This is a genomic window from Streptomyces sp. NPDC007907 (assembly GCF_042959365.1).
Classification (GTDB): domain Bacteria; phylum Actinomycetota; class Actinomycetes; order Streptomycetales; family Streptomycetaceae; genus Streptomyces; species Streptomyces indiaensis.
Window position 1 is genome coordinate 25,735 of sequence record NZ_JBIBKR010000007.1, and the last position, 26,700, is coordinate 52,434.

29 protein-coding genes are annotated in these 26,700 nt (G+C 71.4%); 15 read left to right on the top strand and 14 right to left on the bottom strand.

Annotation, left to right across the window (positions count from 1 at the left end; translation table 11 throughout):
• The first annotated feature begins 25 nt into the window (after positions 1-25).
• Positions 26-1,420, top strand: coding sequence for a metallopeptidase TldD-related protein (locus ACFZDI_RS27380; RefSeq protein ID WP_391253945.1), 1,395 nt, complete (start codon positions 26-28; stop codon positions 1,418-1,420).
• A gap of 57 nt (positions 1,421-1,477) precedes the next feature.
• Positions 1,478-2,746: a tyrosine--tRNA ligase gene (gene tyrS, locus ACFZDI_RS27385; protein WP_391253947.1), complete on the top strand. Its 1,269-nt coding sequence runs from the start codon at positions 1,478-1,480 to the stop codon at positions 2,744-2,746.
• Positions 2,747-2,803: 57 nt separating this feature from the next.
• Here tyrS and ACFZDI_RS27390 read toward each other — a convergent pair whose 3' ends face one another.
• Positions 2,804-3,079: a GlsB/YeaQ/YmgE family stress response membrane protein gene (locus ACFZDI_RS27390; RefSeq protein ID WP_234848243.1), complete on the bottom strand. Its 276-nt coding sequence runs from the start codon at positions 3,077-3,079 to the stop codon at positions 2,804-2,806.
• A 244-nt stretch (positions 3,080-3,323) separates the two neighbouring features.
• Here ACFZDI_RS27390 and ACFZDI_RS27395 point away from each other — a divergent pair, with 244 nt between their 5' ends.
• Positions 3,324-3,719, top strand: a complete 396-nt coding sequence (locus ACFZDI_RS27395) for a DUF3099 domain-containing protein (protein WP_234848242.1) — start codon at positions 3,324-3,326, stop codon at positions 3,717-3,719.
• 238 nt (positions 3,720-3,957) lie between these two features.
• Positions 3,958-4,173 (top strand): hypothetical protein, encoded by a 216-nt coding sequence (locus ACFZDI_RS27400; RefSeq protein WP_234848241.1) that lies wholly within the window; start codon positions 3,958-3,960, stop codon positions 4,171-4,173.
• A gap of 85 nt (positions 4,174-4,258) precedes the next feature.
• On the opposite strand, the gene moaA is transcribed toward ACFZDI_RS27400, so the two are convergent.
• From moaA to ACFZDI_RS27415, 3 genes are all read right to left on the bottom strand, one after another.
• Positions 4,259-5,248: a GTP 3',8-cyclase MoaA gene (gene moaA, locus ACFZDI_RS27405; protein ID WP_391253950.1), complete on the bottom strand. Its 990-nt coding sequence runs from the start codon at positions 5,246-5,248 to the stop codon at positions 4,259-4,261.
• 171 nt (positions 5,249-5,419) lie between these two features.
• Positions 5,420-7,045 carry a cation acetate symporter gene (locus tag ACFZDI_RS27410; RefSeq protein WP_234848239.1) on the bottom strand — a complete coding sequence of 542 codons (1,626 nt, stop codon included), beginning with the start codon at positions 7,043-7,045 and terminating at the stop codon, positions 5,420-5,422.
• Complete coding sequence (locus ACFZDI_RS27415; RefSeq protein ID WP_234848238.1) at positions 7,042-7,398, bottom strand: DUF485 domain-containing protein; 357 nt, start codon at positions 7,396-7,398, stop codon at positions 7,042-7,044. The genes ACFZDI_RS27410 and ACFZDI_RS27415 overlap by 4 nt, the downstream gene beginning before the upstream one ends.
• A 253-nt stretch (positions 7,399-7,651) precedes the next feature.
• Between ACFZDI_RS27415 and ACFZDI_RS27420 the strand changes: the two genes are divergently transcribed.
• The 4 genes from ACFZDI_RS27420 to ACFZDI_RS27435 all read left to right on the top strand — a co-directional run bounded on the left by ACFZDI_RS27420 (position 7,652) and on the right by ACFZDI_RS27435 (position 12,500).
• A complete protein-coding gene (locus ACFZDI_RS27420; RefSeq protein ID WP_391253953.1) occupies positions 7,652-9,181 on the top strand; it encodes a S8 family serine peptidase in 1,530 nt (509 codons plus the stop codon).
• A gap of 62 nt (positions 9,182-9,243) precedes the next feature.
• Positions 9,244-10,770 carry a S8 family serine peptidase gene (locus ACFZDI_RS27425; RefSeq protein WP_391253955.1) on the top strand — a complete coding sequence of 509 codons (1,527 nt, stop codon included), beginning with the start codon at positions 9,244-9,246 and terminating at the stop codon, positions 10,768-10,770.
• 77 nt (positions 10,771-10,847) lie between these two features.
• Positions 10,848-11,378, top strand: a complete 531-nt coding sequence (locus ACFZDI_RS27430) for a hypothetical protein (protein WP_391253957.1) — start codon at positions 10,848-10,850, stop codon at positions 11,376-11,378.
• A gap of 69 nt (positions 11,379-11,447) precedes the next feature.
• Entirely contained in the window at positions 11,448-12,500 is a 1,053-nt protein-coding gene (locus ACFZDI_RS27435) for a CopD family protein (protein ID WP_391253959.1), read from the top strand.
• A gap of 12 nt (positions 12,501-12,512) precedes the next feature.
• On the opposite strand, the gene ACFZDI_RS27440 is transcribed toward ACFZDI_RS27435, so the two are convergent.
• Positions 12,513-13,193, bottom strand: a complete 681-nt coding sequence (locus ACFZDI_RS27440) for a lysoplasmalogenase family protein (protein ID WP_391253961.1) — start codon at positions 13,191-13,193, stop codon at positions 12,513-12,515.
• On the bottom strand, positions 13,190-14,242 hold the full coding sequence (locus ACFZDI_RS27445) for a sterol desaturase family protein (RefSeq protein WP_391253963.1): 1,053 nt from the start codon (positions 14,240-14,242) through the stop codon (positions 13,190-13,192). Before ACFZDI_RS27445 ends, ACFZDI_RS27440 begins: the two co-directional genes overlap by 4 nt.
• 277 nt (positions 14,243-14,519) lie before the next feature.
• Between ACFZDI_RS27445 and ACFZDI_RS27450 the strand changes: the two genes are divergently transcribed.
• From ACFZDI_RS27450 to ACFZDI_RS27470, 5 genes are all read left to right on the top strand, one after another.
• Positions 14,520-15,521, top strand: a complete 1,002-nt coding sequence (locus tag ACFZDI_RS27450; protein WP_391253965.1) for a DEDDh family exonuclease — start codon at positions 14,520-14,522, stop codon at positions 15,519-15,521.
• Between the two features lie 279 nt (positions 15,522-15,800).
• Entirely contained in the window at positions 15,801-16,034 is a 234-nt protein-coding gene (locus ACFZDI_RS27455) for a hypothetical protein (protein WP_078615365.1), read from the top strand.
• Between the two features lie 49 nt (positions 16,035-16,083).
• The gene (locus tag ACFZDI_RS27460; protein WP_391253967.1) at positions 16,084-16,881 is read left to right on the top strand and encodes an SURF1 family cytochrome oxidase biogenesis protein; all 798 of its coding nucleotides are present in this window, start codon (positions 16,084-16,086) and stop codon (positions 16,879-16,881) included.
• Positions 16,882-17,055: 174 nt separating this feature from the next.
• Positions 17,056-18,840, top strand: a complete 1,785-nt coding sequence (locus ACFZDI_RS27465; RefSeq protein ID WP_234848230.1) for a glycoside hydrolase family 15 protein — start codon at positions 17,056-17,058, stop codon at positions 18,838-18,840.
• Between the two features lie 5 nt (positions 18,841-18,845).
• Positions 18,846-19,601 (top strand): SDR family oxidoreductase, encoded by a 756-nt coding sequence (locus ACFZDI_RS27470; protein WP_391253969.1) that lies wholly within the window; start codon positions 18,846-18,848, stop codon positions 19,599-19,601.
• A gap of 40 nt (positions 19,602-19,641) precedes the next feature.
• Here ACFZDI_RS27470 and amaP read toward each other — a convergent pair whose 3' ends face one another.
• Genes amaP through ACFZDI_RS27495 form a run of 5 tightly spaced genes read right to left on the bottom strand, consistent with a single transcriptional unit; the run spans position 19,642 to position 22,004 of the window.
• Positions 19,642-20,220: an alkaline shock response membrane anchor protein AmaP gene (amaP, locus tag ACFZDI_RS27475; protein WP_391253970.1), complete on the bottom strand. Its 579-nt coding sequence runs from the start codon at positions 20,218-20,220 to the stop codon at positions 19,642-19,644.
• Between the two features lie 6 nt (positions 20,221-20,226).
• A complete protein-coding gene (locus tag ACFZDI_RS27480; RefSeq protein WP_391253972.1) occupies positions 20,227-20,925 on the bottom strand; it encodes a DUF6286 domain-containing protein in 699 nt (232 codons plus the stop codon).
• Positions 20,922-21,305 carry a hypothetical protein gene (locus ACFZDI_RS27485; RefSeq protein WP_234848227.1) on the bottom strand — a complete coding sequence of 128 codons (384 nt, stop codon included), beginning with the start codon at positions 21,303-21,305 and terminating at the stop codon, positions 20,922-20,924. Before ACFZDI_RS27485 ends, ACFZDI_RS27480 begins: the two co-directional genes overlap by 4 nt.
• The gene (locus tag ACFZDI_RS27490; protein WP_033310926.1) at positions 21,302-21,484 is read right to left on the bottom strand and encodes a hypothetical protein; all 183 of its coding nucleotides are present in this window, start codon (positions 21,482-21,484) and stop codon (positions 21,302-21,304) included. Before ACFZDI_RS27490 ends, ACFZDI_RS27485 begins: the two co-directional genes overlap by 4 nt.
• A gap of 46 nt (positions 21,485-21,530) precedes the next feature.
• Positions 21,531-22,004 (bottom strand): Asp23/Gls24 family envelope stress response protein, encoded by a 474-nt coding sequence (locus tag ACFZDI_RS27495; RefSeq protein WP_234848226.1) that lies wholly within the window; start codon positions 22,002-22,004, stop codon positions 21,531-21,533.
• An 87-nt stretch (positions 22,005-22,091) separates the two neighbouring features.
• Between ACFZDI_RS27495 and ACFZDI_RS27500 the strand changes: the two genes are divergently transcribed.
• Positions 22,092-22,814 carry a nucleopolyhedrovirus P10 family protein gene (locus tag ACFZDI_RS27500; protein ID WP_391253974.1) on the top strand — a complete coding sequence of 241 codons (723 nt, stop codon included), beginning with the start codon at positions 22,092-22,094 and terminating at the stop codon, positions 22,812-22,814.
• A gap of 125 nt (positions 22,815-22,939) precedes the next feature.
• On the opposite strand, the gene ACFZDI_RS27505 is transcribed toward ACFZDI_RS27500, so the two are convergent.
• The 3 genes from ACFZDI_RS27505 to ACFZDI_RS27515 all read right to left on the bottom strand — a co-directional run bounded on the left by ACFZDI_RS27505 (position 22,940) and on the right by ACFZDI_RS27515 (position 26,060).
• On the bottom strand, positions 22,940-23,743 hold the full coding sequence (locus tag ACFZDI_RS27505) for an enoyl-CoA hydratase/isomerase family protein (protein ID WP_234848224.1): 804 nt from the start codon (positions 23,741-23,743) through the stop codon (positions 22,940-22,942).
• Positions 23,744-23,890: 147 nt separating this feature from the next.
• Positions 23,891-24,109: a helix-turn-helix domain-containing protein gene (locus ACFZDI_RS27510; protein WP_010037790.1), complete on the bottom strand. Its 219-nt coding sequence runs from the start codon at positions 24,107-24,109 to the stop codon at positions 23,891-23,893.
• A gap of 352 nt (positions 24,110-24,461) precedes the next feature.
• Positions 24,462-26,060 carry an ATP-binding cassette domain-containing protein gene (locus ACFZDI_RS27515; RefSeq protein WP_391253976.1) on the bottom strand — a complete coding sequence of 533 codons (1,599 nt, stop codon included), beginning with the start codon at positions 26,058-26,060 and terminating at the stop codon, positions 24,462-24,464.
• A 216-nt stretch (positions 26,061-26,276) separates the two neighbouring features.
• Here ACFZDI_RS27515 and ACFZDI_RS27520 point away from each other — a divergent pair, with 216 nt between their 5' ends.
• Positions 26,277-26,690, top strand: coding sequence for a VOC family protein (locus tag ACFZDI_RS27520; RefSeq protein WP_234848222.1), 414 nt, complete (start codon positions 26,277-26,279; stop codon positions 26,688-26,690).
• Positions 26,691-26,700: the final 10 nt, after the last annotated feature.

Here is a 26,700-nt window from a genome sequence, read left to right on the forward strand (position 1 = left end):
TGAACACGACCCAGGAGGCCGGTCGATGAGCGGGCGTTCCAGCAAGCCGCACGAGGTCGTGGAGCGCGCCCTCGAACTGTCCCGGGCGGACGGCTGTGTCGTCATCGCCGACGAGCAGTCCACCGCCAACCTGCGCTGGGCGGGCAACGCGCTGACCACCAACGGCGTCACGCGCGGGCGCACGCTCACCGTCGTGGCCACGGTCGACGGCAAGGAGGGCACGGCCTCCGGCGTCGTCTCCCGGTCCGCCGTGGCCCCGGACGACCTGGAGCCCCTGGTGCGCGCCGCCGAGGCCGCCGCGCGCGGGGCCGGCCCCGCCGAGGACGCGCAGCCGCTGGTCACGGGCGTGCCGCAGACACCGGAGTTCACGCAGGCGCCCGCCGAGACCTCGTCCGCCGTGTTCGCCGACTTCGCGCCCGCCCTCGGTGAGGCCTTCGCCCGCGCGCGTGCGGGCGGCCGTGAGCTGTACGGCTTCGCCAACCACGAGCTGGTGTCGTCGTACGTGGGCACGTCCACCGGACTGCGGCTGCGGCACGACCAGCCGAACGGGACGCTGGAGCTCAACGCGAAGTCACCGGACCGCACCCGGTCCGCCTGGGCCGGGCGCTCCACCCGGGACTTCAAGGACGTCGACCCGGCGGCGCTGGACGCGGAGCTGGCGGTGCGCCTCGGGTGGGCCGAGCGACGCGTGGAGCTGCCTGCCGGGCGCTACGAGACGCTGCTGCCGCCGACGGCCGTGGCGGACCTGCTGATCTACCAGATGTGGTCGGCGTCGGGCCGGGACGCGGTCGAGGGCCGCACGGTGTTCTCCAAGCCGGGCGGGGGCACGCGGGTCGGCGAGAAGCTGACCGAGCTGCCGCTGACCCTGCGCAGCGACCCCAACGAGCCGGGCCTGGAGTCGGCGCCCTTCGTGATCGCGCACTCCTCGGGGGGTGACCAGTCGGTGTTCGACAACGGGCTGCCGCTCGCGGCCACCGAGTGGATGCGCGAGGGCGAGCTGCGGCACCTGACGACCAGCCGGCACAGCGCGGGCCTGACCGGCCTGCCCGTGGCGCCGGGCATCGACAACATCGTCCTGGACGGGGGCGAGGACCGTTCCCTGGACGAGATGGTCGCGAACACCGAGCGCGGGCTGCTGCTGACCTGCCTGTGGTACATCCGCGAGGTCGACCCGGCGTCGCTGCTGCTGACGGGTCTGACCCGGGACGGCGTCTACCTCGTCGAGAAAGGCGAGGTGACGGGCGAGGTGAACAACTTCCGATTCAACGAGTCGCCGGTCGGGGTGCTGGGCCGGGCCACGGAGGCCGGGCGGACGCAGAAGACGCTGCCCCGGGAGTGGAGCGACTGGTTCACCAGGGCGGCGATGCCCGCGCTGCGCGTCCCCGATTTCAATATGAGCTCTGTCAGTCAGGGCGTATAACCTCGTAGGCGGCTGTCACCCGACTGCCCGAGGATCATCCGAGGAGATACGAGAACCGTGACGGACATCGTCGACGAGCTGAAGTGGCGCGGGCTGTTCGCCCTGTCCACCGACGAGGACGCTTTGCGCAAGGCGCTCGCGGACGGTCCCGTCACGTTCTATTGCGGTTTCGACCCGACCGCGCCGTCGCTGCACGTGGGGCACCTGGTGCAGGTGCTCACGGTGCGCCGGCTCCAGCAGGCCGGTCACCGGCCGCTGGCGCTGGTCGGCGGGGCCACGGGGCTCATCGGCGACCCCCGCCCGACCGCGGAGCGCACGCTGAACGACCCGGAGACGGTCACCGGCTGGGTCGCCAAGCTGCGCGCCCAGATCGAGCCGTTCCTGGACTTCGAGGGCGAGAACGCGGCCGTCATGGTCAACAACCTCGACTGGACGGAGAACCTCTCCGCGATCGAGTTCCTCCGTGACATCGGCAAGCACTTCCGCGTCAACAAGATGCTGACGAAGGACTCCGTGGCCCGCCGCCTGGAGTCCTCCGAGGGCATCAGCTACACGGAGTTCAGCTACCAGCTGCTGCAGGGCATGGACTTCCTGCAGCTGTACCGGCGCTACGGCTGCACGCTGCAGCAGGGCGGCAGCGACCAGTGGGGCAACCTCACGGCCGGCCTGGACCTGATCCACCGCCTGGAGCCCGACGCGACCGTGCACGCGCTGGCCACCCCGCTGATGACCAAGGCGGACGGCACCAAGTTCGGCAAGACCGAGGGCGGTGCCGTCTGGCTCGACCCGGAGATGACGACGCCGTACGCGTTCTACCAGTTCTGGCTGAACGTGGACGACCGGGACATCTCCCGCTACATGCGCATCCTGTCCTTCCGTTCCCGCACGGAGCTGGAGGAGCTGGAGCGGCAGACCGAGGAGCGTCCGCAGGCCCGGGCCGCGCAGCGCGCGCTGGCCGAGGAGCTGACGACCCTGGTGCACGGTGCCGACCAGACGGCCGCCGTGATCGCCGCGTCCAAGGCGCTTTTCGGGCAGGGCGACCTGGCGGAGCTCGACGCCGGGACGCTGGCCGCGGCCCTGTCGGAGGTGCCGCACATCCAGGTCGCCGAGCTCGGTCCGATCGTGGACCTGTTCGCCGAGGTCGGCCTGGTGGCGAGCAAGTCGGCCGCGCGCCGCACGGTCAAGGAGGGCGGCGCCTACGTGAACAACGTCAAGGTCGCCGGCGAGGACGTCGTCCCCGCGAAGGAGGACCTGCTGCACGGCCGGTGGCTGGTGCTGCGCCGGGGCAAGAAGAACCTGGCGGCCGTCGAGGTCACGGGCGGCTGAGCGTGCCGGTGAGGGGGTGGTCTCCGGTGTCGGAGGCCGCCCCCTTCGCCGTACGGGTCATGCCCTGTGTTGTTCTCCCCGGGCGGCGGTCCAGGCCTTGTCGCCCAGACCGACCAGGATGATCGCCATCACCAGCTGGAAGACGTGCCGCCACCAGTCGATGCCCGATGTGGCGTCGACACCGGCCGCCCGGGCGATGGCGTTGCCGGCGATGCCGCCGATGATGCCCAGGATGACGGTCAGCCACAGGGGGATGTGCTGCTTGCCCGGGATGATCGCCTTCGCGAGCAGGCCGAGCACCAGTCCCACGATGATCGCCCACAACCAGCCCATCACTGCCTCCTCGCACGGCTCGACGTGAGCACTACGGCCAGTGTCGGCCCAGGTGCCCTACGGCGCATGCCGACGGGGACCGTACGCAGGGCGGCGCAGACGCCCCGCACGGGCGGGGCGCGACCCGGCCTCGTCGCCATCGCTGCCGCGGCGTAACGTAAGAGCTGTCCTGGTCAGGTTCCCCGGCCGGCCGGGGACGGCTACGGGGCGGGGAGAGTCCGATACGGGCGGATGGTGGAATGCGATGCGGAAGCAGCATGGCGGCGGCAACGTCCAGGTTTTCCGGATCACCGGCGCCCGGACGGGCCTGCAGGAGGACGTGCGCGGGCGGCAGCGCCGGTACGTGATCTCGATGACGGTCCGCACGATCTCCGTGATCCTCGCGGCCACCCTGTGGAACGTCGAACGGCACGTCGCCATCGTGGCGTTGGTGCTGGGGCTGGTGCTGCCGTACATCGCGGTGGTGATCGCCAACGCCGGGCGTGAGAATGCGCCGTCTCTGCCGTCGACGTTCGTGGTGTCGCATTCCCGTCCGATGATCGGCCCGCCGGGTGCGGGTGACGGGTCAGGGGAATCGGTTGCGGAAGATGCCGTGCCCGGGCCGGGGGCGGGCGCGCGGAGCGAATCGCACGAGCGGTAGGCGCGCCCCGGCGCGCTCGCGCGGGAGATCGCGGGTGCGCGGGAAGGGAAGTCGGCTTCCCGCCAAGCTCAAGAAAAGCTCAGATCAATCATGTTGTTCCAGTGCCGGGGGCGGGGTTACCCGTGACATACTTCGTACGCGCTCCGCATCCCCCGTCGGAGCGACGGACCGACGCCGGGCAGCTCCCCCCGTGGCTGCTCGGCGTCGCCTTTTCTGTGTGCTGTGGTGAGACGAACCTGTGAGTGACGAGACGCCCATCTGTTCCGCGAAGGGCTGCCGTGTCGACGCCGTGTGGGTGCTGGCGTGGAACAACCCGAAGATCCATACGCCGGAGCGGCGCAAGACCTGGCTGGCCTGTGAGGAGCATCGCGAGCATCTGTCGCAGTTCCTCGGGGTGCGGGGGTTTTTGAAGGACGTGGTTCTTCTGAAGGATTGGGAAGCGCCGGACATGTGACGCTTCCGGGTGCGGGTGCGTCGTGGCTTGTGGCGCTCACGCGGCGGAGCCGCACATGGTTGCAGCCCCGCGCCCCTGAGTGTCTCTACCCGCCGATCGCCGACATCGGCCTGGTCGGCTGTACGAACGTCGGGTCGTCCAGGCCCGCTCCCGCCTTCTTGCCCCACATCGCCAGGCGCCAGATGCGGGCGATCTCCTCGTCGGGGGCGCCCGAGCGCAGGGCGGCGCGCAGATCCGTCTCCTCCTGGGCGAACAGGCAGGTGCGGACCTGTCCGTCGGCGGTGAGGCGGGTGCGGTCGCAGGCCGAGCAGAAGGGGCGCGTGACGGAGGCGATGACGCCGACGACATGCGGGCCGCCGTCGACGAGCCAGCGCTCCGCCGGGGCCGAGCCGCGCTTCTCCGCGCCCTCGGCGGCCAGTTCGAAGCGGGTGCGCAGGGAGGCCAGGATGTCGCCGGCCGTGATCATGCCGTCGCGCTTCCAGCCGTGCTGGGCGTCCAGGGGCATCTGCTCGATGAACCGCAGTTCGTAGTCGTGCTCCACGGCCCAGGCGAGGAGGTCGGGGGCCTCGTCGTCGTTGAGGCCGGGCATCAGGACGGAATTGACCTTCACCGGGGTCAGGCCGGCGTCGCGGGCGGCGTGCAGGCCCTCGAGGACGTCCTTGTGGCGGTCGCGGCGGGTGAGGGTCTTGAAGACGTCCGGGCGGAGCGTGTCGAGGGAGACGTTGACCCGGTCCAGGCCCGCCGCCTTCAGGGCCGCCGCCGTGCGCTTGAGGCCGATGCCGTTGGTCGTCAACGACATCTGGGGGCGGGGGTCGAGCTGCGCGACGCGCTCCACGATGCCGACCAGGCCGGGGCGCAGCAGGGGCTCGCCGCCGGTGAAGCGGACCTCCTCGATCCCGAGGGAGGTGACCGCGATGTCGATCAGGCGGACTATCTCGTCGTCCGTGAGCAGATCGGGCTTGGCCAGCCACTGCAGGCCCTCCTCGGGCATGCAGTACGTACAGCGCAGGTTGCAGCGGTCGGTCAGTGAGACCCTCAGGTCGGTGGCCACCCGGCCGTAGGTGTCGATGAGCACGTGGGCCCCCTCCCTCGTCGCGGATCACGCGTGCGGCACTGCTTCTCCGACATCTGCGAGCCTACGTGACCCCACCGACAACACCACAGGCCCGATCCCACGACGCGGGACGCGGCCGGGCCGCAGGCACCTGGAGGTTCCTACGATCCGGCCGCGCGGGAGGGGTCGTGCTCAGTGGGCTCCGGTGCCGGTCAGGGACCGGACCTCCAGCTCCGCGTACTTCTTGGCGTCGGGCTCCTCCTTGGACAGGACCGTGCCGAGCCAGCCCATGAGGAAGCCGAACGGGATGGAGATGATGCCGGGGTTCTTCAGCGGGAACCAGGCGAAGTCGACCTCGGGGAACATCGCCTTGGGATCACCGGAGACGACGGGCGAGAACAGCACCAGGCCCACGGCGACGATCAGACCGCCGTAGATCGACCACAGGGCGCCCTGGGTGGTGAAGCGCTTCCAGAACAGGCTGTAGAGGATCGTCGGGAGGTTGGCCGAGGCGGCGACCGCGAAGGCGAGGGCGACCAGGCCGGCCACGTTCAGGTCGCGGGCCAGGGCGCCCAGGCCGATGGAGACGACGCCGATGAAGACGGTCGCCCACCGGGCCGCGCGGACCTCCTCGGCGCCGGAGGCCTTCCCCTTGCGGATGACGTTGGCGTAGATGTCGTGCGCGAAGGACGACGACGAGGCGAGGGTGAGGCCGGCGACGACGGCGAGGATCGTCGCGAAGGCGACCGCAGAGATCGTGGCGAGCAGGATCGCGCCCCAGGTGGAGTCGACGCCGCCCAGGTGCAGGGCGAGCAGGGGTGCCGCCGTGTTCCCGGACGGGTTGGAGGCGAGGATCTCCTCCTGGGAGATGAGCGCGGCGGCGCCGAAGCCGAGCGCGATCGTCATCAGGTAGAAGCCGCCGATGATGCCGATGGCCCAGTTCACGGACTTACGGGCGGCCTTGGCGTCGGGCACGGTGTAGAAGCGGATCAGGATGTGCGGCAGGCCGGCCGTGCCCAGCACCAGGGCGATGCCGAGGGAGATGAAGTCCAGCTTGGAGGTGCCGGTCGCGCCGTACTGCAGGCCGGGCTCCAGGAAGGCGGCGCCCTTGCCGCTGTTCTCGGCGGCGGTGCCGAGCAGGTCGGAGATGTTGAAGTCGAACTTCAGCAGCACCAGGAAGGTGATGAGGATGGTGCCGCCGATGAGCAGCACGGCCTTGACCATCTGCACCCAGGTGGTGCCCTTCATGCCGCCGATGGAGACGTAGACGATCATCAGGACGCCGACGAGGGCGACGATGAGGATCTTGCCGGCGTCGGAGGTGATGCCGAGCAGCAGCGAGACGAGGACGCCGGCGCCGGCCATCTGGGCCAGCAGGTAGAAGATCGACACCACGATGGTGGAGGTGCCGGCGGCGGTGCGGACCGGGCGCTGGCGCATGCGGTAGGCGAGGACGTCGCCCATGGTGTAGCGGCCGGAGTTCCTGAGCGGCTCGGCCACCAGGAGGAGGGCGACCAGCCAGGCGACGAGGAAGCCGATGGAGTAGAGGAAGCCGTCGTAGCCGAAGATGGCGATGGCGCCCGCGATGCCGAGGAACGACGCGGCGGACATGTAGTCGCCGGAGACGGCGAGGCCGTTCTGGAAGGCGCTGAACTGGCGGCCGCCGGCGTAGAAGTCGGCGGCGTCCTTGGTCTGGCGGCCCGCCCAGATGGTGATGCCGAGGGTCGCGAGGACGAACAGCGCGAACAGGGTGATGATCAGCGGGCGGTGCTCGCTGGCCTCGTTCGCGGCGAGGAAGGTGTGCTGTACGGGGCTCATGCGCCGCTCTCCATCCGGGTCTTGATGGCCTCGGCCTTGGGGTCGAGCTTCGCGGCGGCGTGCCGCGAGTACCACCAGGCGATGAGGAACGTGGTGACGAACTGGGCGACGCCGAGGACGAAGGCGACGTTGATGTTGCCGAACAGCTTGCTGCCCATGAAGCCGCCCGCGTAGTTCGAGAGCAGGACGTACAGCAGGTACCAGGCGATGAAGCCGACGGTCAGCGGGAAGGCGAAGGAGCGGTAGGAGCGGCGCAGTTCACCGAACTCCGCGCTCTCCTGCACCTCGGCGAACTCCTCGGGTGTGGGGAGCTTGTGTTGCTCTTTCGAGGGGGGCGGTGCGTCGGTGGCCACGGAGTCTCCTCGCAGGGACGGAAGCGGTTGTGAACGGGGGCGGAGGCACGTGTCCTCGCGCTCCTTGTCCAACGTCACGGCGACGCATGAGAACCGGTTCAAACGCCCGGCGTTGTTTCCGAAGTCGTTTCGACAAAGCGTTGCTGCGGGCGAGAGGCCGGGATAGCTTCACCCTGCACCACCACGTCATGTACCTGCCCGGGCACCACCTGTGCCTCGGGCCGGTTTCGTTTCCGGAGGATGTGGAGACCCCATGTCTCACTTGCGTTCCAGACGCCGGCTCGCTCTCGCCGTGCCCGTCGTGCTCTCCCTGACGGCCTCGCTCGGCTTCCTGCCGGCCGCCGCGTCGGCGGCCCCGCACACCGAGTCGGCCTCCAGGTCGGCGGACGCGCCGAAGCTGTCGTACGTCGTCAACACCACGCCGTCCCGCCCTACGATCGCCTCGGTGAAGAAGGCGATCGTGAAGGCCGACGGAGCGGTGGTGGAGACCTACGAGCGGATCGGCGTCATCGTCGTCCACTCCTCGAACCCCGACTTCGCCAAGGAAATCCGCACGGTGCGCGGGGTCCAGTCGGCGGGTGCGACGCGGACGGTGCCGCTGACGGCCGCGGGCACGAAGCAGGAGGGCGGCGTCGAGTATCTGACGGCCGCCCAGGCGAAGCGCGCGGAGGCCGCCTCGGCGGGGACGGCCGAGAGCGAGCCCCTCGAAGCGGACCAGTGGGACCTGCGCGCGATCGGCGCCGACAAGGCCGCGAAGATCAACCCGGGCAGCCGCAAGGTGACGGTCGCCGTCATCGACACCGGCGTGGACGACACCCACCCCGACATCGCCCCGAACTTCTCCGCGTCCCAGTCCGCCAACTGCGACGGCGGCAAGGCCGACACCAGCGAGGGCGCCTGGCGGCCGTACACCCCCGAGGACTACCACGGCACGCACGTCGCGGGTGAGATCGCCGCCGCCCGCAACGGCGTCGGCGTCGCGGGCGTCGCCCCCGGGGTGAAGGTGTCCAGCATCAACGTGACCGACCGGACGAACGGCCTCTTCTACCCGGAGAGCGTCGTGTGCGCGTTCGTGTTCGCCGCCGACCACGGCGTCGAGATCACGAACAACAGTTACTACGTCGACCCGTGGCTGTACAACTGCATGGACGACCCCGACCAGCGGGCCATCGTCGACGCGGTCAACCGGGCGCAGCTGTACGCCCAGAGGAAGGGCACGCTGAACGTCGCCGCGGCGGGCAACTCCAACCACGACCTGGACGCGGACGCGATCGTCGACGACTCCAGCCCGGACGACTCCACCCCGGTCGAGCGCACCATCGACCCGCACGAGTGCCTCGACGTTCCGAACCTGCTGCCGGGTGTCGTCACGGTGAGCGCGACGGGCGTGAACAACGTCAAGTCGTACTACTCCTCCTACGGCAAGGGCGTGGTCGACGTCGCCGCGCCCGGCGGTGACGGGCGCTACCAGACGCCTGACACCCCCTCGAAGAACGGCCGTATCCTGTCCGCCCTGCCGAACGGCACGTGGGGCTTCCTGCAGGGCACGTCGATGGCCTCGCCGCACGCGTCCGGTGTCGCCGCGCTGCTGAAGTCCGAGCACCCCTGGGCCTCTCCGGCCCAGCTCCAGGCGATGCTGAAGGCACAGGCCGACCCGACCGCCTGCCCCACGTCCTACGACCAGAACGGCGACGGCACGCAGGACGCCGTGTGCGAGGGCGGCAAGCACCGCAACGGCTTCTACGGCCACGGCATCGTCAACGCGCTGCGCGCCGTCAAGTGACCCGACCCGCCACCGGGACCTTCCGCAAGATCAGCTCGTACCGTGAACGAACTGGAGACACCATGACTGCGCCGTACGCGCGCTACCGTCGCGCCGTCGCGATCCCGGCCGGGATGGCCATGGCAACGGCCCTCGCGTTCCTGCCGAACACCGTCGCCACGGCCGCCGAGGACGCTCCCGCCCCGACCGCGGCCCGGGCGGACGCGACCCCGCTCAGCTACGTCGTCAACGTCAAGCCGGGCCACGGCACGTCGGCGCACGTGAAGAAGGCCGTCGCCGAGGCGGGCGGCACGATCGTGACGTCGTACGACCAGATCGGCGTCATCGTCGTCCACTCCTCGAACCCCGACTTCGCCAAGGAAATCCGCACGGTGCGCGGGGTCCAGTCGGCGGGCGCCACCCGGACCGCCCCGCTCCCGTCGGCGTCGACGGGCGACCTGGGCGCACCGAAGGTGCTGAGCGCGGCCGAGGTCGCCGCGGCCGACGCCCCGGCCGGGCAGGACCCGCTGCAGCCCCAGCAGTGGGACCTGCCCGCCATCAAGGCGGACAAGGCGCACGAGAAGACGCTGGGCAGCGAGAAGGTCACGGTCGCCGTGATCGACACCGGCGTGGACGACACCCACCCCGACATCGCGCCCAACTTCGACCGCGGGGCGTCGGTCAACTGCGTGTCGGGCAAGCCGGACACGGCCGACGGGGCATGGCGGCCGAGCGCCCAGGAGAGCCCGCACGGCACCCACGTCGCCGGTGAGATCGCCGCCGCCAAGAACGGCGTCGGCATGACCGGTGTCGCGCCCGGCGTGAAGGTCTCCGGCATCAAGGTGTCCACCACGGCCGGGTTCTTCTACACGGAGGCCGTGGTGTGCGGCTTCGTGTGGGCGGCCGAGCACGGGGTCGACGTGACCAACAACAGCTATTACACGGACCCCTGGTACTTCAACTGCAAGAACGACCCGGACCAGAAGGCCCTCGTGGAGGCCGTCGGCCGGGCCTCGCGGTACGCGGAGAAGAAGGGCGCGGTCAACGTCGCCGCGGCCGGCAACGAGAACTACGACCTCGCCGCCGACGAGATCACCGACCCGTCGTCCCCGAACGACAGCACGCCGGGCGACCGGGTCGTCGACCCCTCGAAGTGCCTCGACATCCCGACCCAGCTGCCGGGTGTCGTCACGGTCGCCTCGACGGGCGCGAAGGGCATCAAGTCGTCCTTCTCCAACCACGGGCTGGGCGTCATCGACGTGGCCGCCCCGGGCGGCGACTCGACCGCCTACCAGAAGCCGGACGCCCCGGCCACGAGCGGCCTCATCCTGGGCACGCTGCCGGGCGGCAAGTGGGGTTACATGGCCGGTACGTCGATGGCGTCCCCGCACGTCGCGGGTGTCGCCGCCCTCATCAAGTCGACGCACCCGTACGCCTCTCCGGCCCTGGTGAAGGCCCTGCTGTACGCGGAGGCCGACGCCACGCCGTGCACGGACCCGTACGACATCAACGGCGACGGCAAGGTCGACGCGGTGTGCGAAGGCTCCGAGAACCGCAACGGTTTCTACGGCTGGGGCATCGCGGATGCGCTGGACGCGGTGACCAAGTAGAGCTCGTGTGAAGGTGATCCGGGCCGGGCGGGGGCACCCGTCCGGCCCGTTCCGCGTCTGGGGCAGGATTCCTTGTCATGGACGTGCACGAGAAGACGGCGACCTGGACGGCCCCACCCGTGCGGCCGCAGTGGCAGTTGGCGCTGCGGTTCGCCGGGAGCGTGGTGTGGTTTCCGGTCGTGTGTGTGCTGTGGGCGGCGGTCGTGGGCGCGTTCCTCGTGGTCGGCATGTTCGCCGAGGTGATCACCGCCTTCAGCAGCAGGCTCGAACGCGGCTACCTGGACGCCATGGGCTGGACGGTGGACCGCGTCGGGCGGCTGGCCTCCTGGTGCGTGTCCTGGCCGGAGCTGCGTCATGAGGGCGACGTCGAGTACTACAAGGCGCGGGTGGAGAAGGCGGTGGGCAAGTGGACGGCCCGGGCCTCCGCGCCGATCGAGCCGAAGAAGCCGAAGCCGCCCGTGGAGTGCGCGATACCCCTGCGTGTCTACCGCGGGGTCGGCGGCTGGTACGTCGCCGAGGTCGCACTCGCGCAGGGCTGGGAGCTGAGGCCGACGGACGAGCGCGAGGAGGTGCGGCTGTGGTGGGCGGCCGCGCCCAAGAACGGCTGAATCCGGCTGATGTCCGGCTGACGTGCGACCGACTTGCCCGGACGCGTGGAGGTTGGTGAAGATCCTGGGGTGATTCCGACAAGACCCCCGTCCGGAGCGGCCGATGCGCACGGGGCCGTACGACGCACCGGCGCGGGCCGGACCGTCGCCGTCCTGGTGCTGGTGGCGCTGGCCGCGCTGATCCCGCTGCTCGGCCCGTCCGTCGCGCTGCACGGCACCGGGGAGGCCGGGGCACCCGGCGCCGGTGGCATAGCCCTGCTCCGGACGGTGCTGTTCGCGGCGCTGTGCATACCCGTCGGCGAGCTGTTCGTGAACCGCCTGGCGCGCACGCTGCCCGGCGCGGAGGCCGGTACCCGACCGGGTTCGGGAACGGGACGGGACCCGGCGTTGCCCCGCAGTTGGTCCCCCGTCGCGGCAGCCGCCGGTTTCGTCGCCGCCCTGGGACTCGCCTCGGTCGTGGCCACCGGCAATCTCGTGCCGGGCGATGCGGCGGACGTCGACGTCGGGGGCCTCTATGCCTCCCGGGACGGCAAGCTCGCCCTGCTGGAGGTCAACGCGTTCCTGGTGACGGGGCTGTGCGCCGTGTCGCGCCGGCCGGTCACACAGGTCTGGCCACTGGCCGCCGTGATCGTCGCCGAGGCCCTGCGCGCCCACCCCACGATCGAGCACAGCCCGCTGACCGGCTCCGGGCTGACGCTCGTCCATCTGACCTGCGCGGCCCTGTGGACGGGCGGTCTGCTGCACGCGCTGCGCGTCCTGCAGCTGTGGCACGGCCGGCGCGCCACGGCGGCGGGCGCGGCCCTGCTGGGTCTCTACGCGCGCGTGGCCCTCGTGCTGCTCGCCGCCATCACCGCGACGGGCGTGTGCAGTTCACTGCGCCGGATGCCGCCGGAGACGATCCTGGAGCAGCTGACCGGTACGGCGTACGGGCGGGCCCTGTTCGCCAAGGTGCTGCTCGTGGTGGTCGTCGCCGCGCTCGCGGTGTGGGCCAGACGCCGACTGCGCCGGGCGGCCGACCCGTTGACCGCCTGCGTTCCGGCCCGGGCGGAGGTCGTGGTCCTGGGTCTCGCGGTCGCGGCGTCGGGCCTGCTGACGGCGCTTCCGGTGCCCATCCGCTGGTGACGCCGGTGCGTCTCAGGCCGCGCGCATCTCGCCGTAGGTGACGGCCGGTGCCCTGCGTGCGTCGAGGACCCCGAGGGTGCCGACGGTCAGCAGGAGTTGCGCGGCGATGTAGGTCAGCATGATCCAGAAGTCCGGGGCGGGCGGTTGCGGCCACTCGGCCACGCCGGTCGCGATGAGCGTGTCGGACAGCAGGAACAGCGCCCCGCCGAGCCCGGCGAAGAGGCCGAGCCGGGTGGCCGACCGGAACGCCATGGCGGTGAGCAGCAGGCTGTACCCGGCCACGGGCACGCGCAGGTCCGCGGGCAGGTCCGGCCACAGCAGCGCGACGGTCGTCACGAGGGCGACGGCGTAACCGAGGGCCAGGAGGCCCGTCCGCGCCCGGGGGAGCGTGTCGCGTCTGCCGTGGACCGCGAAGAGCACGAGGTAGCAGACGTGTCCGGCCGCGAAGGAGGCCATGCCCGCGAGGAAGGCCGGCTCGGCGTCCGACAGCAGCAGGACGTCCCCGCCCCAGCCGAACAGCAGGGCCGCCAGGAGCGGCCGGGGTGCCTTGCGCAGGGCGGCCAACAGGGCCAGGAGCGGCATCAGCAGGGGCTTGGCGACGGCGTGCCCGACGTCGGCACCGGCCGCGAGGCAGACGAGATCGACGGCGGCGACGAGACCGAAGGCGGCCAGGAGGAGACGCGAGAGTTTCACGCGGACGTGCTCCCGGCGACCGGAGCGGGGTCGGAGACCGACACGGGCTCGCCGGAGGACGCAGCTCCGGAAACCGGCGTGCTCCCGGAAACCGGACCGGACCGGGAAACGGGCGTGCCCCCGGGGGCAGGCGCGGTCTCGGTGGCCGGCGCGGGCACCCCGGCGGGCTTGGTCCCCTCCGGCGGGGACGAAGTCGGTGCGGCGGTGGCAGCGGCTGCCGGCTGTGGGCCCCAGCCCGGTCCGCGGAACACGCGTCCCGCGCGCTCGCTCCAACTGTTCGCCGTCCGCAGGTCCTTGGCGATCGACACGTACTCGTGCGTGGCCACCTTCAGGAGGTTGTACGTGGCGATGTTCTTGGTCAGCCCGTACCGCGGCCGCTCGGTCTCCTCGACGAACGACCCGAACAGCCGGTCCCAGACGATGAGGATGCCGCCGAAGTTGCGGTCCAGATAGCCGCCCTGGGAGGCGTGGTGGACGCGGTGGTGCGAAGGGGTGTTGAAGACGAACTCGAACCAGCGGGGCAGCTTGCCGATGCGCTCGGTGTGGATCCAGAACTGGTAGACGAGGTTCGCCGAGGAGCAGAACGCGAGCGCGGCGGGGTGCACACCGGCGACGATGAGGGGGACGTAGAACGGCCACACGGTCAGGGACGTCCAGGGCTGGCGCAGCGCGGTGGTGAGATTGAACTTCCGGCTGGAGTGGTGGACGACGTGGCAGGCCCACAGGATGCGGATGACGTGGTGGCCGCGGTGGGACCAGTAGTAGAAGAAGTCCTGCCCGAGCAGCATCAGCGGGACGGTCCACCACACCACGGGCACGCGCAGCGGCGTGAGTTCGTAGAGGGCCGTGTAGATGGCCAGGATCGGGATCTTCCACAGGAAGTCGAAGACGAGGCTGCCGAGCCCCATGCCGACGCTCGTCGCGGCGTCCTTGGCCTCGTAGCCCTCCGCGTCCTCGTCGGGATGGAGTCGGTAGCTCACCATTTCGACCACGGTGAGCAGCACGAAGGCGGGGATGGACCACAGCACGACATCGGGCAGGTTCGGCATGCAAGCACCGTAGGTCCGGCGTCCAGCCCCGACTAGACGTTGTTACCCACAAGTATTACCGACGGTACGCGCTTGCTTCTTGGCGATCTCCGCCAATCCGGAACGGGGCGAAGTCGGACGTCGGAGGACGCGGCGACCGGCTGATCGACTGAGGACCGATCAGACGTACACCCTTCGAACGGACAACCCGGACAACACGCCTGAGGGGGTATCGGAAGAGATCCTGGGCGAACCTGACGGACGGCGGTGTCAGTCACGGCCCGTATCCTCAGGGACCATGCTGGAAGACCTGACGACCGCAGTGTTCTCGGCCACGCCGTGGCCGGCCGCGTACCCCAAGGGATACGCGGTCGTTGACGTGGAGACCACGGGCCTGGCCCGGGACGACCGCATCATCTCCGCGGCGGTCTACCGGCTGGACGCGCGCGGCGAGGTCGAGGACCACTGGTACACGACGGTCAACCCCGAGCGCGACCCGGGCCCGGTGTGGATCCACGGACTGACGAGCGAGGCACTCGAAGGGGCGCCCCTCTTCCCGGACATCGCCGGGGAGTTCGCGGCCCGGCTGGACGGACGGGTGCTCGTCGCGCACAACGCCGTCTTCGACTGGCAGATGATCGCCCGGGAGTACGCGCGCGCCGAGCGCGAGGCGCCGGTACGGCAGCGGCTGTGCACCATCGCGCTCTCCAAGGAGCTCGGGCTGCCGTTGCCCAACCACAAGCTGGAGTCCCTCGCGGCGCACTTCGGCGTCGTGCAGCAGCGGGCTCACCACGCCCTGGACGACGCGCGCGTGCTGGCGGAGGCGTTCCGGCCGAGCCTGCGGGCGGCGGCGGCGAACAACGTACGGCTGCCGCTGCACGAGTGCCGGCCGCTGACCGAGTGGACCGACCGCCCCACCGCGCCCGCCATCGGCCGGCAGGCGGGCCCCGGAGGCTACGGCGGCTACCGGCCGAGCAGTTGGCGCCCGTCCCGCAAGCGCCCCGCCTGCCCCTACCCCAACCCCGGGCGCTACGAGGAGGGCGGGCGGCTCAAGCAGGGCATGCGGGTCGCCTTCTCCGGCGACACCTCCACCGAGCGGGACCTGCTGGAGGACCGCGCGACCGAGGCCGGGCTGCATGTGGCCACGAGCCTGTCCCGTCTCACCAGCCTGCTCGTCACGAACGACCCGGACTCGGGCACCAGCAAGGTCGTGAAGGCCCGGCAGTTCGGCACGCCGGTCGTGGACGAGGCGGCGTTCGGACAGCTCCTCGCCGACGTGGAGCCGGCGACGGAGGGGTAGCCGCCCCGCAGAAGACAGGGCTGCCCGGCGCCGCGGAGGGCAGCGCTGACCGGCGCCGCAGAGGGCAAGGCTGACCCGGCGCCGCGGAGGGCAGGGGTGACCGGCGCCGCAGGGGTGGCCCATCCCACGGGGCCGCCCGCCTCGCAGGGGTGGCCCTTCCCGTAGAGCCGCCCTTCAGCACTGCCCGCCCGGCAGGGCGACCGTACGGACGGGTGATTGCCGGGCGACTCGCCCGGCGCCCGCTCGCCCGCGCGGGGCCGACGGTTCACCCTGTGGCGCATGGCGACCTGTGAGGTATGTGGCAATCAGTACGGAATGACCTTCGAGGTGCACGCGCAGGGCGCGGTGCACGTCTTCGACTGCTTCTCCTGCGCGATCCACCGTATGGCCCCCATCTGCGAGCACTGCCGGGTGCAGATCATCGGCCAGGGCGTCGAGGTCGAGGGCCACTGGTACTGCGGCGCCCACTGCGCCCGGGCGGAGGGAAAGGCAGGAATTGTCGACAAGGTCTGAACCCGTACCCGACTGAATGCACCCCACGACCGAGTTGTACGGTCGTGGGGTGTACCGCTTCCTGATGTCCCGGCAGTGGGTGATCCTCACGCTGATCGCCCTGCTCCTCATCCCCACGATGATCAGGCTGGGCATCTGGCAGATGCATCGCTACGAGGAGCGCACCGCCCGGAACCAGCTGGTCACCGACGCGCTGGCGGCCGATCCGGTGCCCGTGGAGCGGCTGACCGCGCCCGGGCACACCGTGACCAGCGCCGAGCGGTACCGCACGGTGACGGCGCAGGGCCGCTTCGACACGCAGGACGAGGTCGTCGTCCGGCGCCGCACCAACTCCGACGACGAGGTCGGCTACCACGTACTCACCCCCTTCGTCCTCGACGACGGCAAGGTGCTGCTGGTCAACCGGGGCTGGATCCCCTCCACCGGCCCCAGCCAGACCACGTACCCGAAGGTTCCCGCACCGCCGGACGGCGAGATCACCGTCGAGGGGCGGCTGATGCCCGACGAGACGACCGCCGCGAGCGGTATCAAGAACCTCCGGGGCCTGCCGGACCGGCAGATCATGCTGATCAACAGCGAGCAGCAGGCCCGCCGGCTGGACGCCCGGGTGCTCGGCGGCTACATCGCCCAGACCGCTCCCGAGCCCAAGGGTGACGTCCCCGAGCTGCTGGGCAACCCCGGCAAGGAGGACGCGGCGCTGAACTACGCGTACGCCATCCAGTGGTGGCTGTTCTCCGCGGCGGTCCCGGTCGGCTGGGTGGTCCTGGCCCGCCGCGAGGCCCGGGACCGGGCCCGCAAGGCGGCCGGGGAATCCGACACCACGGAAACCGAGCCGGCGGCGGTGTAGACACCCGCGACCGGACGCCGCGCGGCGGGGGCGAGGGCCTCGCGCGTCGCACCCCCGGCTCGGAGAGGTGGCGCAGCGCCCCGAACCCGACGCCCCGCCCCTGCCGGTCACGGGACGTCACTCCCCCGGCCCCGGCCCTGATTGCCGCGCCCGCTTGCCGGGAACCCGCACTCCGTGCACCCCAGCATCGAGGACTACGCGCTCATCGGAGACGAACAGACCGCGGCCCTGGTCGGTATGGACGGATCCGTCGACTGGCTGTGCCTGCCCCGCTTCGACTCGGCCTCCTGCTTCGCCCGACTGCTCGGCGACGAGGACAACGGCTACTGGCGCATCGCCCCCGTGGGGGCCGACCGCTGCACCCGGCGCGCCTACCGCCGCGACACTCTCGTCCTGGACACCGAGTGGGAGACGGAGCAGGGGTCCGTCCGGGTCACCGACCTGATGCCCCAACGCGACCGCGCACCCGACCTGGTGCGCGTCGTCGAGGGCCTGGACGGCGAGGTGACGCTGCACAGCGCCCTCAAGTTGCGCTTCGACTACGGCTCGATCGTCCCCTGGGTACGCAAGGCCGACGGCCACCGCGTCGCGGTCGCCGGCCCCGACTCGACGTGGCTGCGCAGCGAGCCGGAGGTGACCAGCTGGGGCGAGGACTTCGGCACCCACGCGGAGTTCACCGTCAAGAAGGGGGAAAAGGTCGCTTTCGTCCTGACCTGGCACCCCTCCCACGAACCGCGCCCGCCGCTCATCGACCCGTTCGACGCACTGCGCCACAGCGTGGAGGACTGGCGGGCCTGGGTCTCGCGCTGCCGCTACGACGGTCCGTACCGGGACGCCGTCGTCCGCTCCCTGATCACCCTCAAGGCGCTCACCTACGCCCCGACGGGCGGCATCGTCGCCGCCCCCACCACCTCCCTGCCCGAGGAACCGGGCGGGGTGCGCAACTGGGACTACCGCTACTGCTGGCTGCGCGACTCCACCCTCACCCTGAACGCGCTGCTCGCCGCGGGCTACCAGGAGGAGGCGGAGGCCTGGCGGAACTGGCTGCTGCGCGCGGTCGCGGGCGATCCGGCCGACCTGCAGATCATGTACGGCGTGGCGGGCGAGCGGCGGCTGCCGGAGTTCGAACTGCCGTGGCTCTCCGGCTTCGTCGATTCCGCCCCGGTACGCATCGGCAACGACGCCGTGAACCAGCTCCAGCTGGACGTCTACGGCGAGGTCATGGACTCCCTGTCGCTCGCCCGCGAGTCGGGCCTGTCCCCGCAGCCGGACGTGTGGGCGCTGCAGAGGGCGCTGATGGACTTCCTGCGCACCCACTGGCAGCAGCCGGACGAGGGGCTGTGGGAGGTGCGCGGCGGCCGGCGCCAGTTCGTGCACTCGAAGGTGATGGTGTGGGTGGCCGCCGACCGTGCCGTACGCACCCTGGAGCACCATCCGGAGCTGGACGGCGACCTGGACGGCTGGCGGGCGCTGCGCGACGAGGTGCACGAGGAGGTGTGCGAGAAGGGCTACGACGCCGAGCGCAACACCTTCACGCAGTCCTACGGCTCACGCGAACTGGACGCCGCACTGCTGCTCATCCCCCGCGTCGGATTCCTGCCGCCGGACGATCCGCGGGTGATCGGCACGATCGACGCGGTCCGCGCAGAGCTGGCCCACGGCGGCTTCCTGCGCCGCTACAGCACGGAGGAAGCCGCCGTCGACGGGCTGCCCGGCGGCGAGGGCGTCTTCCTGGTGTGCTCGTTCTGGCTCGCGGACGCCCTGTACATGACGGGCCGCACCAAGGAGGCCCGGGAGCTGTTCGAGCGGCTGGCGGGGCTCGCCAACGACGTCGGGCTGCTGTCGGAGGAGTTCGACCCGGTGACCGGCAGGCACCTCGGCAACTTCCCGCAGGCGTTCAGCCACATCGGGCTGGTGAACACCGCCCTCGCCCTGTTCGGTGGGAACGGGGCAGGATAGGGACCATGGATCTTGGACTGAAGGACCGGGTGTACGTCGTCACCGGGGCCACGCGGGGCCTCGGCAACGCCACCGCGCGCCAGCTGGTCGCGGACGGGGCGAAGGTGGTCGTCTCGGGGCGGGACGAGAAGAGTGTCGCCGAAGCGGCGGCCGAGCTGGGAGCGAACGCGGTCGGAGTGGCCGTCGACAACGCCGACCCGGAGGCGGCAACCCGGCTGATCGGGGCCGCCCGGGAGCACTTCGGCCGTTTCAACGGTGTCCTCGTCAGCGTGGGCGGGCCGCCGGCCGGGTTCGTCGCGGACAACACCGACGAGCAGTGGCAGGCGGCGTTCGAGTCGGTGTTCCTCGGTGCGGTGCGGCTGGCTCGCGCCGCGGCCGCCGAGATGGAGGCCGGGAGCGTCATCGGGTTCGTGCTGTCCGGGTCCGTGTACGAGCCGATCCCGGGGCTGACCATCTCGAACGGGCTGCGGCCGGGGCTCGCGGGCTTCGCCAAGTCGCTCTCCGACGAGCTGGGGCCGCGGGGCATCCGGGTCGTCGGTGTCCTGCCGGGGCGGATCGACACCGACCGGGTGCGGCAGCTGGACGCGCTGTCGGCTGATCCCGAGGCGACCCGGGCCGCGTCGGAGTCGCGCATTCCGCTGCGGCGGTACGGGACACCGGAGGAGTTCGGGCGGGTGGCGGCGTTCTTGTTGTCGCCGGCCGCTTCCTACCTGACCGGTGTGATGGTGCCCGTCGACGGAGGCGCCCGCCACGGGTTCTGACCGCTGCGTGCCCTTGAGGGCGTGCCCCTGGAGTGCGTCGTCAACTCACTCGCTCCGCGCCGTGCTTGACGCCCCGCAGGCGTACCTCGGCCGGAAGTGACTCGAGACCCGCCGATCGCTTCGCGTGGGCCAGGGCGCCGGTCGTGAAGTCGGTCAGGGCCGTCCCCGGGTCCACGTGCGGCTCCAGTGCCAGGCGTACGTGGGCTTCGGGGGTGCGGCGGTGCCCCTTCAGGTGGGCGCGGGCTCCGTCCACGCCGTCGACGTGCGCCGCCTCCTGGGTGAGGACGTCCTCCAGGGCCCGGCCGCGCAGCAGGGCCCCCTCGCCGTCGCCGGTGTCGACGAGGACCTCGGCGAGGCGGCGCCGGCGCAGGACCGCGACGAGCCACCACAGGGCGAGCAGCAGCAGAACCGCCAGGGCGGCGATGACGACCGGCCACCACCAGCCCTCGTCGTGCCAGCGGGTGCGCTCGGCGTTGCTCAGCAGCACGTCGTGCTTGCTGTCGTGGATCCACCACGAGGGCATGGGGGCGCCCAGGCCGACGGCGAGGACGGAGCCGCCCAGCACCAGCAGGACCAGGCCCATCAGGCCGAGGAACACGCGGTTGGCGATCGGGAGCACCGTCGCTCACCCCTTCCGGCCGGGCCGCCGGACGCGCACCGACAGCGAGGGCGTACGGGACAGCCCCAGCCCCTTGACCGCGTCGGCGAGCACGGCGTCCAGATCGGTCCGTACGTCGTCCACTTCTCTGAAGTGCGCCATCGCGCGCACGTCCGCCCGCCTGCGGCGCACCCGTACCCGTGCCGACTGCACGCCGGCCACCTCCATGGCCCGGTCCCGCAGCGCGGTGGCGGCGGCGTCCCGGTGCAGTCCGGCACGGACCTCGGGGTGTCTGCGCCGCATGGGGAGCAGGGCCCGCAGGCCGGGTGTGGCGGCCAGGAGCAGCAGCCACAGGCCGAGGACGGCGGCGACACCGGCGCCGACGAGCACCCAGGTGTCGTCGAGGGGCTTCTCGGCCAGTTGCCGAGCCAGTTCCTTGCGCCAGTACATCCCGGGCCGGCCGGCGCGCACGGAGACGATGTCGTAGAGGAACAGCCCGGCCAGGCCCAGGAGCAGCAGGGCGACGATGGCCGCGGGGACGCGGCGCGCCGACCAGAAGCGGCCCTCGTGGCCGCCGCCCTCACCGGGCTCGGCGGCCGGCTCGTGGGCGTCCGGCGCATCGGAGCGGCCGGGTTCGTCGCCGTCGCGCGGATCCTGCTCGTCGAGGACGGGCAGCCGCTGCGTGGCGCCCTCTGGAGGTTCTTCCCGGTCCCGGGGTTCGCTCATCGCGTCCTCCCCTGTACCGTGCCGGGCGCCGCGGCCAGGTGGAGCCGCTCCACCTGGACGACGACCTCCGGCACCTGCATGCCCACCAGGTCCCCCACCCGCTCGACGACCCGGCGCCGCACGCTGCCGCAGCGGGCACCGATGTCGCAGGGGTAGTCGAGTTCGACGTGGACCCGGACGTGGGCGACTTCATGGTGGACGGCGACGGACGCGGAGGGTCGTCCGGCGTCGGGCGGCAGCGTGCCGACGGCCTCGCGGGCCGCCTGCGAGGCGATCTTCGCCACGACCCGGTCGGCGATCCGCGTCGCGCCGCGCTCGCCCGGCGGGACGACGGGCAGCGGTCTGTCGAGTTCACCGGCCCCCGTGCTCACAGGCGTCACCGCCGCCGTTCACGGACGCGGAAGAAGTCACCGAAGTCCATGTCCCCGTCCAGGAACCGGCCCACGACGAAGCCGACGGCGCCCAATGCCGCCACCAGCACGAAGGCACCGAATCCGCCGAAGTATCCGGCGAAGGCCAGCGCCATGCCGGCGATCATGCCGACCACGGCCATGCTCATGCGCTTCTCAGCTCCCTAGCCGCTGTGGTGTCCGATGGCCCGTGCCTCACTGGATCCGGCGCTCCGGTTCCTCTTCCTCCTCGTCCGGCAGCTTCACGTCGCTCACCGCGATGTTGACCTCGACGACCTCGAGACCGGTCATCCGCTCCACGGCGTTGATGACGTTCTCCCGCACGCCCCGGGCCACATCGGCGATCGACACGCCGTATTCGACGACGATCTCCAGGTCGAGGGCCGCCTGGACCTCACCGACCTCGGCCTTCACCCCGCGCGTCACCGACTTGGCGCCGCCGGGCACCCGGTCGCGCACGGCGCCGAAGGTGCGGGACAGGCCGCTGCCCATGGCGTGCACGCCGTCGACGTCGCGTGCGGCGAGCCCGGCGATCTTCTCCACCACGCCGTCCGCGATGGTCGTCCGGCCCCGGGAACCCGGGTCCCCTCCCCCGCGCTTGACCAGCGGGCTCCTGCGCGCCGCCGGTGTCTCGGACTCCCCGCCCCGGTTCTCGGTCATGTCAGTCATCGCCGCACGTCCCTTTCGGTCGTCGTCCTGGGACCACCGTAAGCACGGTTGCGCGGGAGCGCGCCTCTGATGCGGCAGGCTGGAGGAATGACGGCCGACCGATGGGCGCAAGCAGTGAGACATCAGCTGGGAATCGGCAGGCTTCTGCCGCTGGGTGACGCGCGGGACGGCGCGTGGATCGCGGAACGGGCGGTGGAGGCGGTGCTGCGGAGTGCGGCACGGGACGCGCCGGGCGTGCGCCTCGACGCGCTCCGTGTCGCGGTCGCCGACGCGGCGGACACCGTCGAGCCGGCCGTACCGGCTCCGCCGAGTGCGCTGCCGCCCGGGCCGCTGCGGGTGACGGCGGAGATCGCCGCGACGGCCTCGCGGCCCCTGCCGGCGACGGCGTCCGCGCTGCGGGAGGCGCTGGCGGCCGCGGCGGACCAGCGGCTCGGGCTGACGGTGACGGAGGTGGACCTGCGGGTGACGGGGCTGCTGGACGAGGAGGGGGCGGCCGAAGGCGCCCCCGCCGTCGCCCTTCCCGAGCCCCCGGCTGCCGCGCGGACCGAGGGCGACGACGAGGCCCGGGTGGCCGCCGCCGCGCTCGGCGTCCCGGGTGTCCTCCGTCTGACCGGCACGCTGGGGCACCCCGTGCACATCGAGCTGCTGTTCCCCGAGGGCGCGGCGCTGCCCCACCGCCATGTCCGGCTGGAGCTGGCGGTGCACTCGGACCACCGGGCCAGGGACGTGGCCCGCGAGGTCCGGACGGCGGTCAGGCGGACTCTGTCGGATCACCCGACGGTGGCGGTCGTGGTGAGCGCGGTCGGCTGACCGCGCTCCCGGTCCCGGGCCGGCGGTGCCGCGCGGCCCGGCAGCGACGGCCTGTCGGCGCGCGGGGCGCCGGTGGGCGGGTCACCTGCGGCGGACGGCCGGGGCCGGTCGTTCACCGGCGAGGCTCAGTCCTCCACGCCCGCGAGGTCCCGCAGCCTGCGGGCCTGGGCCTGGCGTTCCGCCGCGCGCTGTTCCTCGTACGTGCGGTCCTGGGCGCCGCGCAGCAGGGCCTTGGTCTCGATGACGGCGTCGCGGGGCGCGGCGAGCACGGCCGAGACGAGGTCGCGGACCGTGTCGTCCAACTGCCCGGCGGGCACGGCGAGGTTGGCCAGGCCGGTGTGCACGGCCTCCTCGGCCGTGACGAACCGCCCGGTCACGCAGATCTCCAGCGCGCGGGCGTAACCGACGAGTCCCACCAGCGGATGCGTGCCGGTCAGGTCGGGCACGAGTCCGAGGCTGGTCTCGCGCATGGCGAACTGCACGTCGTCGGCGACGACGCGCAGGTCGCAGGCGAGGGCGAGCTGGAAGCCCGCCCCGATGGCATGCCCCTGGACAGCGGCGACGGAGACGATGTCGCTGCGCCGCCACCAGGTGAACGCCTCCTGGTATTCGGCGATGGTCGCGTCCAACTCGGTGTCGGAGCCGCGCGCGAGATCGATGAACGACGGTTCGCCGTCGAAGCCCTCGGGCGTGAACGCCTGCCGGTCGAGCCCGGCCGAGAAGGACTTGCCCTCGGCCCGCAGCAGCACGACGCGGACGGAGCCCGGCAACTGCCGACCGGCCTCGGTCAGCGCCCGCCACAGAGCGGGGCTCTGCGCGTTGCGCTTGTCCGGGTTGGTCAGCGTCACCGTGGCGATCGCGTCGTCGACGGTGAGCCGTACGCCGTCCTTGTCGAGTACGGGAACGAGGTCCTTGTCGGGCGAAGCCATGGGACGCCTCCGATGTGTGCGGTCCGACGCGCCCGTACGACGGCTGGACCGCCGTGGCAGGCACGCTTAAGTGACTGCACAGTAACCACCCGGGCGATCAGTCGACCGACCGGGTGGCCACCATCGGAGCCGAGGGGCCACCCGGGGTCAGGCCGTGGCCTTTTTGCCCCGGGTCGCCCCGCCACGCCCTCGCAGCGTGACGCCCGACTCACTGAGCATGCGGTGCACAAAGCCATACGAGCGGCCGGTCTCCTCGGCCAACGCCCGGATGCTCGCACCGGCGTCGTACTTCTTCTTCAGGTCTGCCGCGAGCTTGTCGCGCGCGGCGCCGGTCACCCGGCTGCCCTTCTTCAGAGTCTCGGCCACCCGTGCCTCCTCATGGGAAGTGCGCTCTGGTCTCCTCATGATCACCCCTCCGGGCCTTCATGGCCACCCATTCGGCAAGGTCCGTGAGACAAGGTTGTGACGACGGGAGCGCGTCCCCACATACGGAATGCCTAATTCCGATGGGCGGCGTCCGCACACCCGAACGGATGATGGAGGAAAAGGCCTGGTCAGAAAGGCGGCGCGGCCGAGCCCCGAAGAATCGGGGACTCGACCGCGCAATCGATGTAGGACACACCTCGGTACGAGGAGATCTCACACAGATGATGGATCACCGCTGGGCCGAATGATCCATACGCCGTTGATCACGCATGGGATCAAGGGAGAGTGCCGCTCAGGCCAGGGCGACGAGGTCCGCGTAGTCGGCGCCCCACAGGTCCTCGACACCGTCCGGCAGCAGGATGATCCGCTCCGGCTGGAGCGCCTCGACCGCGCCCTCGTCGTGCGTGACCAGGACGACCGCGCCCTTGTAGGTGCGCAGCGCGCCGAGGATCTCCTCACGGCTGGCCGGGTCGAGGTTGTTGGTCGGCTCGTCGAGGAGCAGCACGTTGGCCGACGACACCACGAGGGTGGCGAGGGCGAGGCGGGTCTTCTCGCCGCCGGAGAGCACCCCGGCCGGCTTGTCGACGTCGTCGCCGGAGAACAGGAACGAGCCGAGCGTCTTGCGGACGTCGACCAGGTCCAGGTCGGGGGCGGCCGAGCGCATGTTCTCCAGGACCGTGCGCTCCGGGTCCAGGGTCTCGTGCTCCTGGGCGTAGTAGCCGAGCTTGAGGCCGTGGCCCTGGATGACCTTGCCGGTGTCGGGCTCCTCCGCACCGCCGAGGAGGCGGAGCAGGGTCGTCTTGCCTGCGCCGTTGAGGCCGAGGATGACGACGCGCGAGCCCTTGTCGATGGCCAGGTCGACGTCGGTGAAGATCTCCAGCGAGCCGTAGGACTTCGACAGCCCCTCGGCCATGAGCGGGGTCTTGCCGCACGGGGAGGGCTCGGGGAAGCGCAGCTTGGCGACCTTGTCGGACTTCCGCTCGGCCTCCAGGCCGGCCAGCAGCTTGTCCGCCCGGCGGGCCATGTTCTGCGCGGCGACGGTCTTGGTGGCCTTGGCCCGCATCTTGTCGGCCTGCGAATGCAGCGCGGAGGCCTTCTTCTCGGCGTTCTGCCGCTCGCGCTTGCGGCGCTTCTCGTCGGCCTCGCGCTGCTGCTGGTAGAGCTTCCAGCCCATGTTGTAGATGTCGATCTGGGCGCGGTTGGCGTCCAGGTAGAACACCTTGTTGACGACCGTCTCGACCAGGTCGACGTCGTGGGAGATCACGATGAAGCCGCCGCGGTAGGTCTTCAGGTAGTCGCGCAGCCAGACGATCGAGTCGGCGTCGAGGTGGTTCGTGGGCTCGTCGAGCAGCAGGGTGTCCGCGTCGGAGAAGAGGATCCGGGCCAGCTCGATGCGGCGGCGCTGACCGCCGGAGAGGGTGTGCAGGGGCCGGCCGAGCACCCGGTCGGGCAGGTTGAGCGCGGCGGCGATGGTGGCGGCCTCGGCCTCGGCGGCGTACCCGCCCTTGGTGAGGAACTCCGTCTCCTGGCGCTCGTACTGCTTGAGCGCCTTGTCGCGGGTGGCGCCCTTGCCGTTGGCGATGCGCTGTTCGTTGTCCCGCATCTTGCGGATCAGCACGTCCAGGCCGCGGGCCGACAGGATGCGGTCGCGGGCGAGGATGTCGAGGTCGCCGGTGCGGGGGTCCTGCGGGAGATAGCCGACCTCGCCGGAGCGGGTGATGGTGCCGCCGGCGGGCATGCCCTCGCCCGCGAGGCACTTGGTGAGGGTGGTCTTCCCCGCGCCGTTGCGGCCGACCAGGCCGATGCGGTCGCCCTTGGCGATGCGGAACGAGGCGTTTTCGATGAGGACGCGGGCACCGGCGCGCAGCTCGATACCGGAGGCGGAGATCACGGACAGACTCCAGGGCGGATACGGGGGCGGGATGGACGGCTGAGGACGTTCCCGCCGTCTAATGCGCGAGGAGAATGGCCATGGGGGACAGTCTAACGGGGGCGTGCTACCACTTTTTCTGTGTGCGGGTGTTCGATCACCGATGTCCGGGCTGGGGCCGGTGGCCGGTGGAACACTGGGCGGGACAGCCCCGCGAGACACGAGGAAGTGATCGCCATGGCAGGTACGTCCGGCGGGCGTCCGAGCATCTACCCGACGCTGCTGTACGCGGACGCCAAGGCGGCGATCCGGCAGCTCACGGAGGCCCTCGGTTTCACGGAGCTGTCGGTGTACGAGGGCGAGGACGGCTCGGTGCTGCACGCCGAGCTGGCGCAGGGCAACGGCGCGGTGATGGTCGGCTCCAAGGGCCGGGGCGGTCTGTTCGACGCGGCCATGAAGGACGCCGGCACCACGGGGGTGTACGTGGTGGTAGACGACGTCGACGCGCACCACCGCCACGCCGTGGACCACGGCGTGGAGATTCTGATGCCCCCGACGGACCAGGACTACGGCTCCCGGGACTACATGGCCCGGGACGTCGAGGGCAACGTGTGGAGCTTCGGGACCTACGCGCCCGAGACTGCGGTCTAGCCCGAGACTG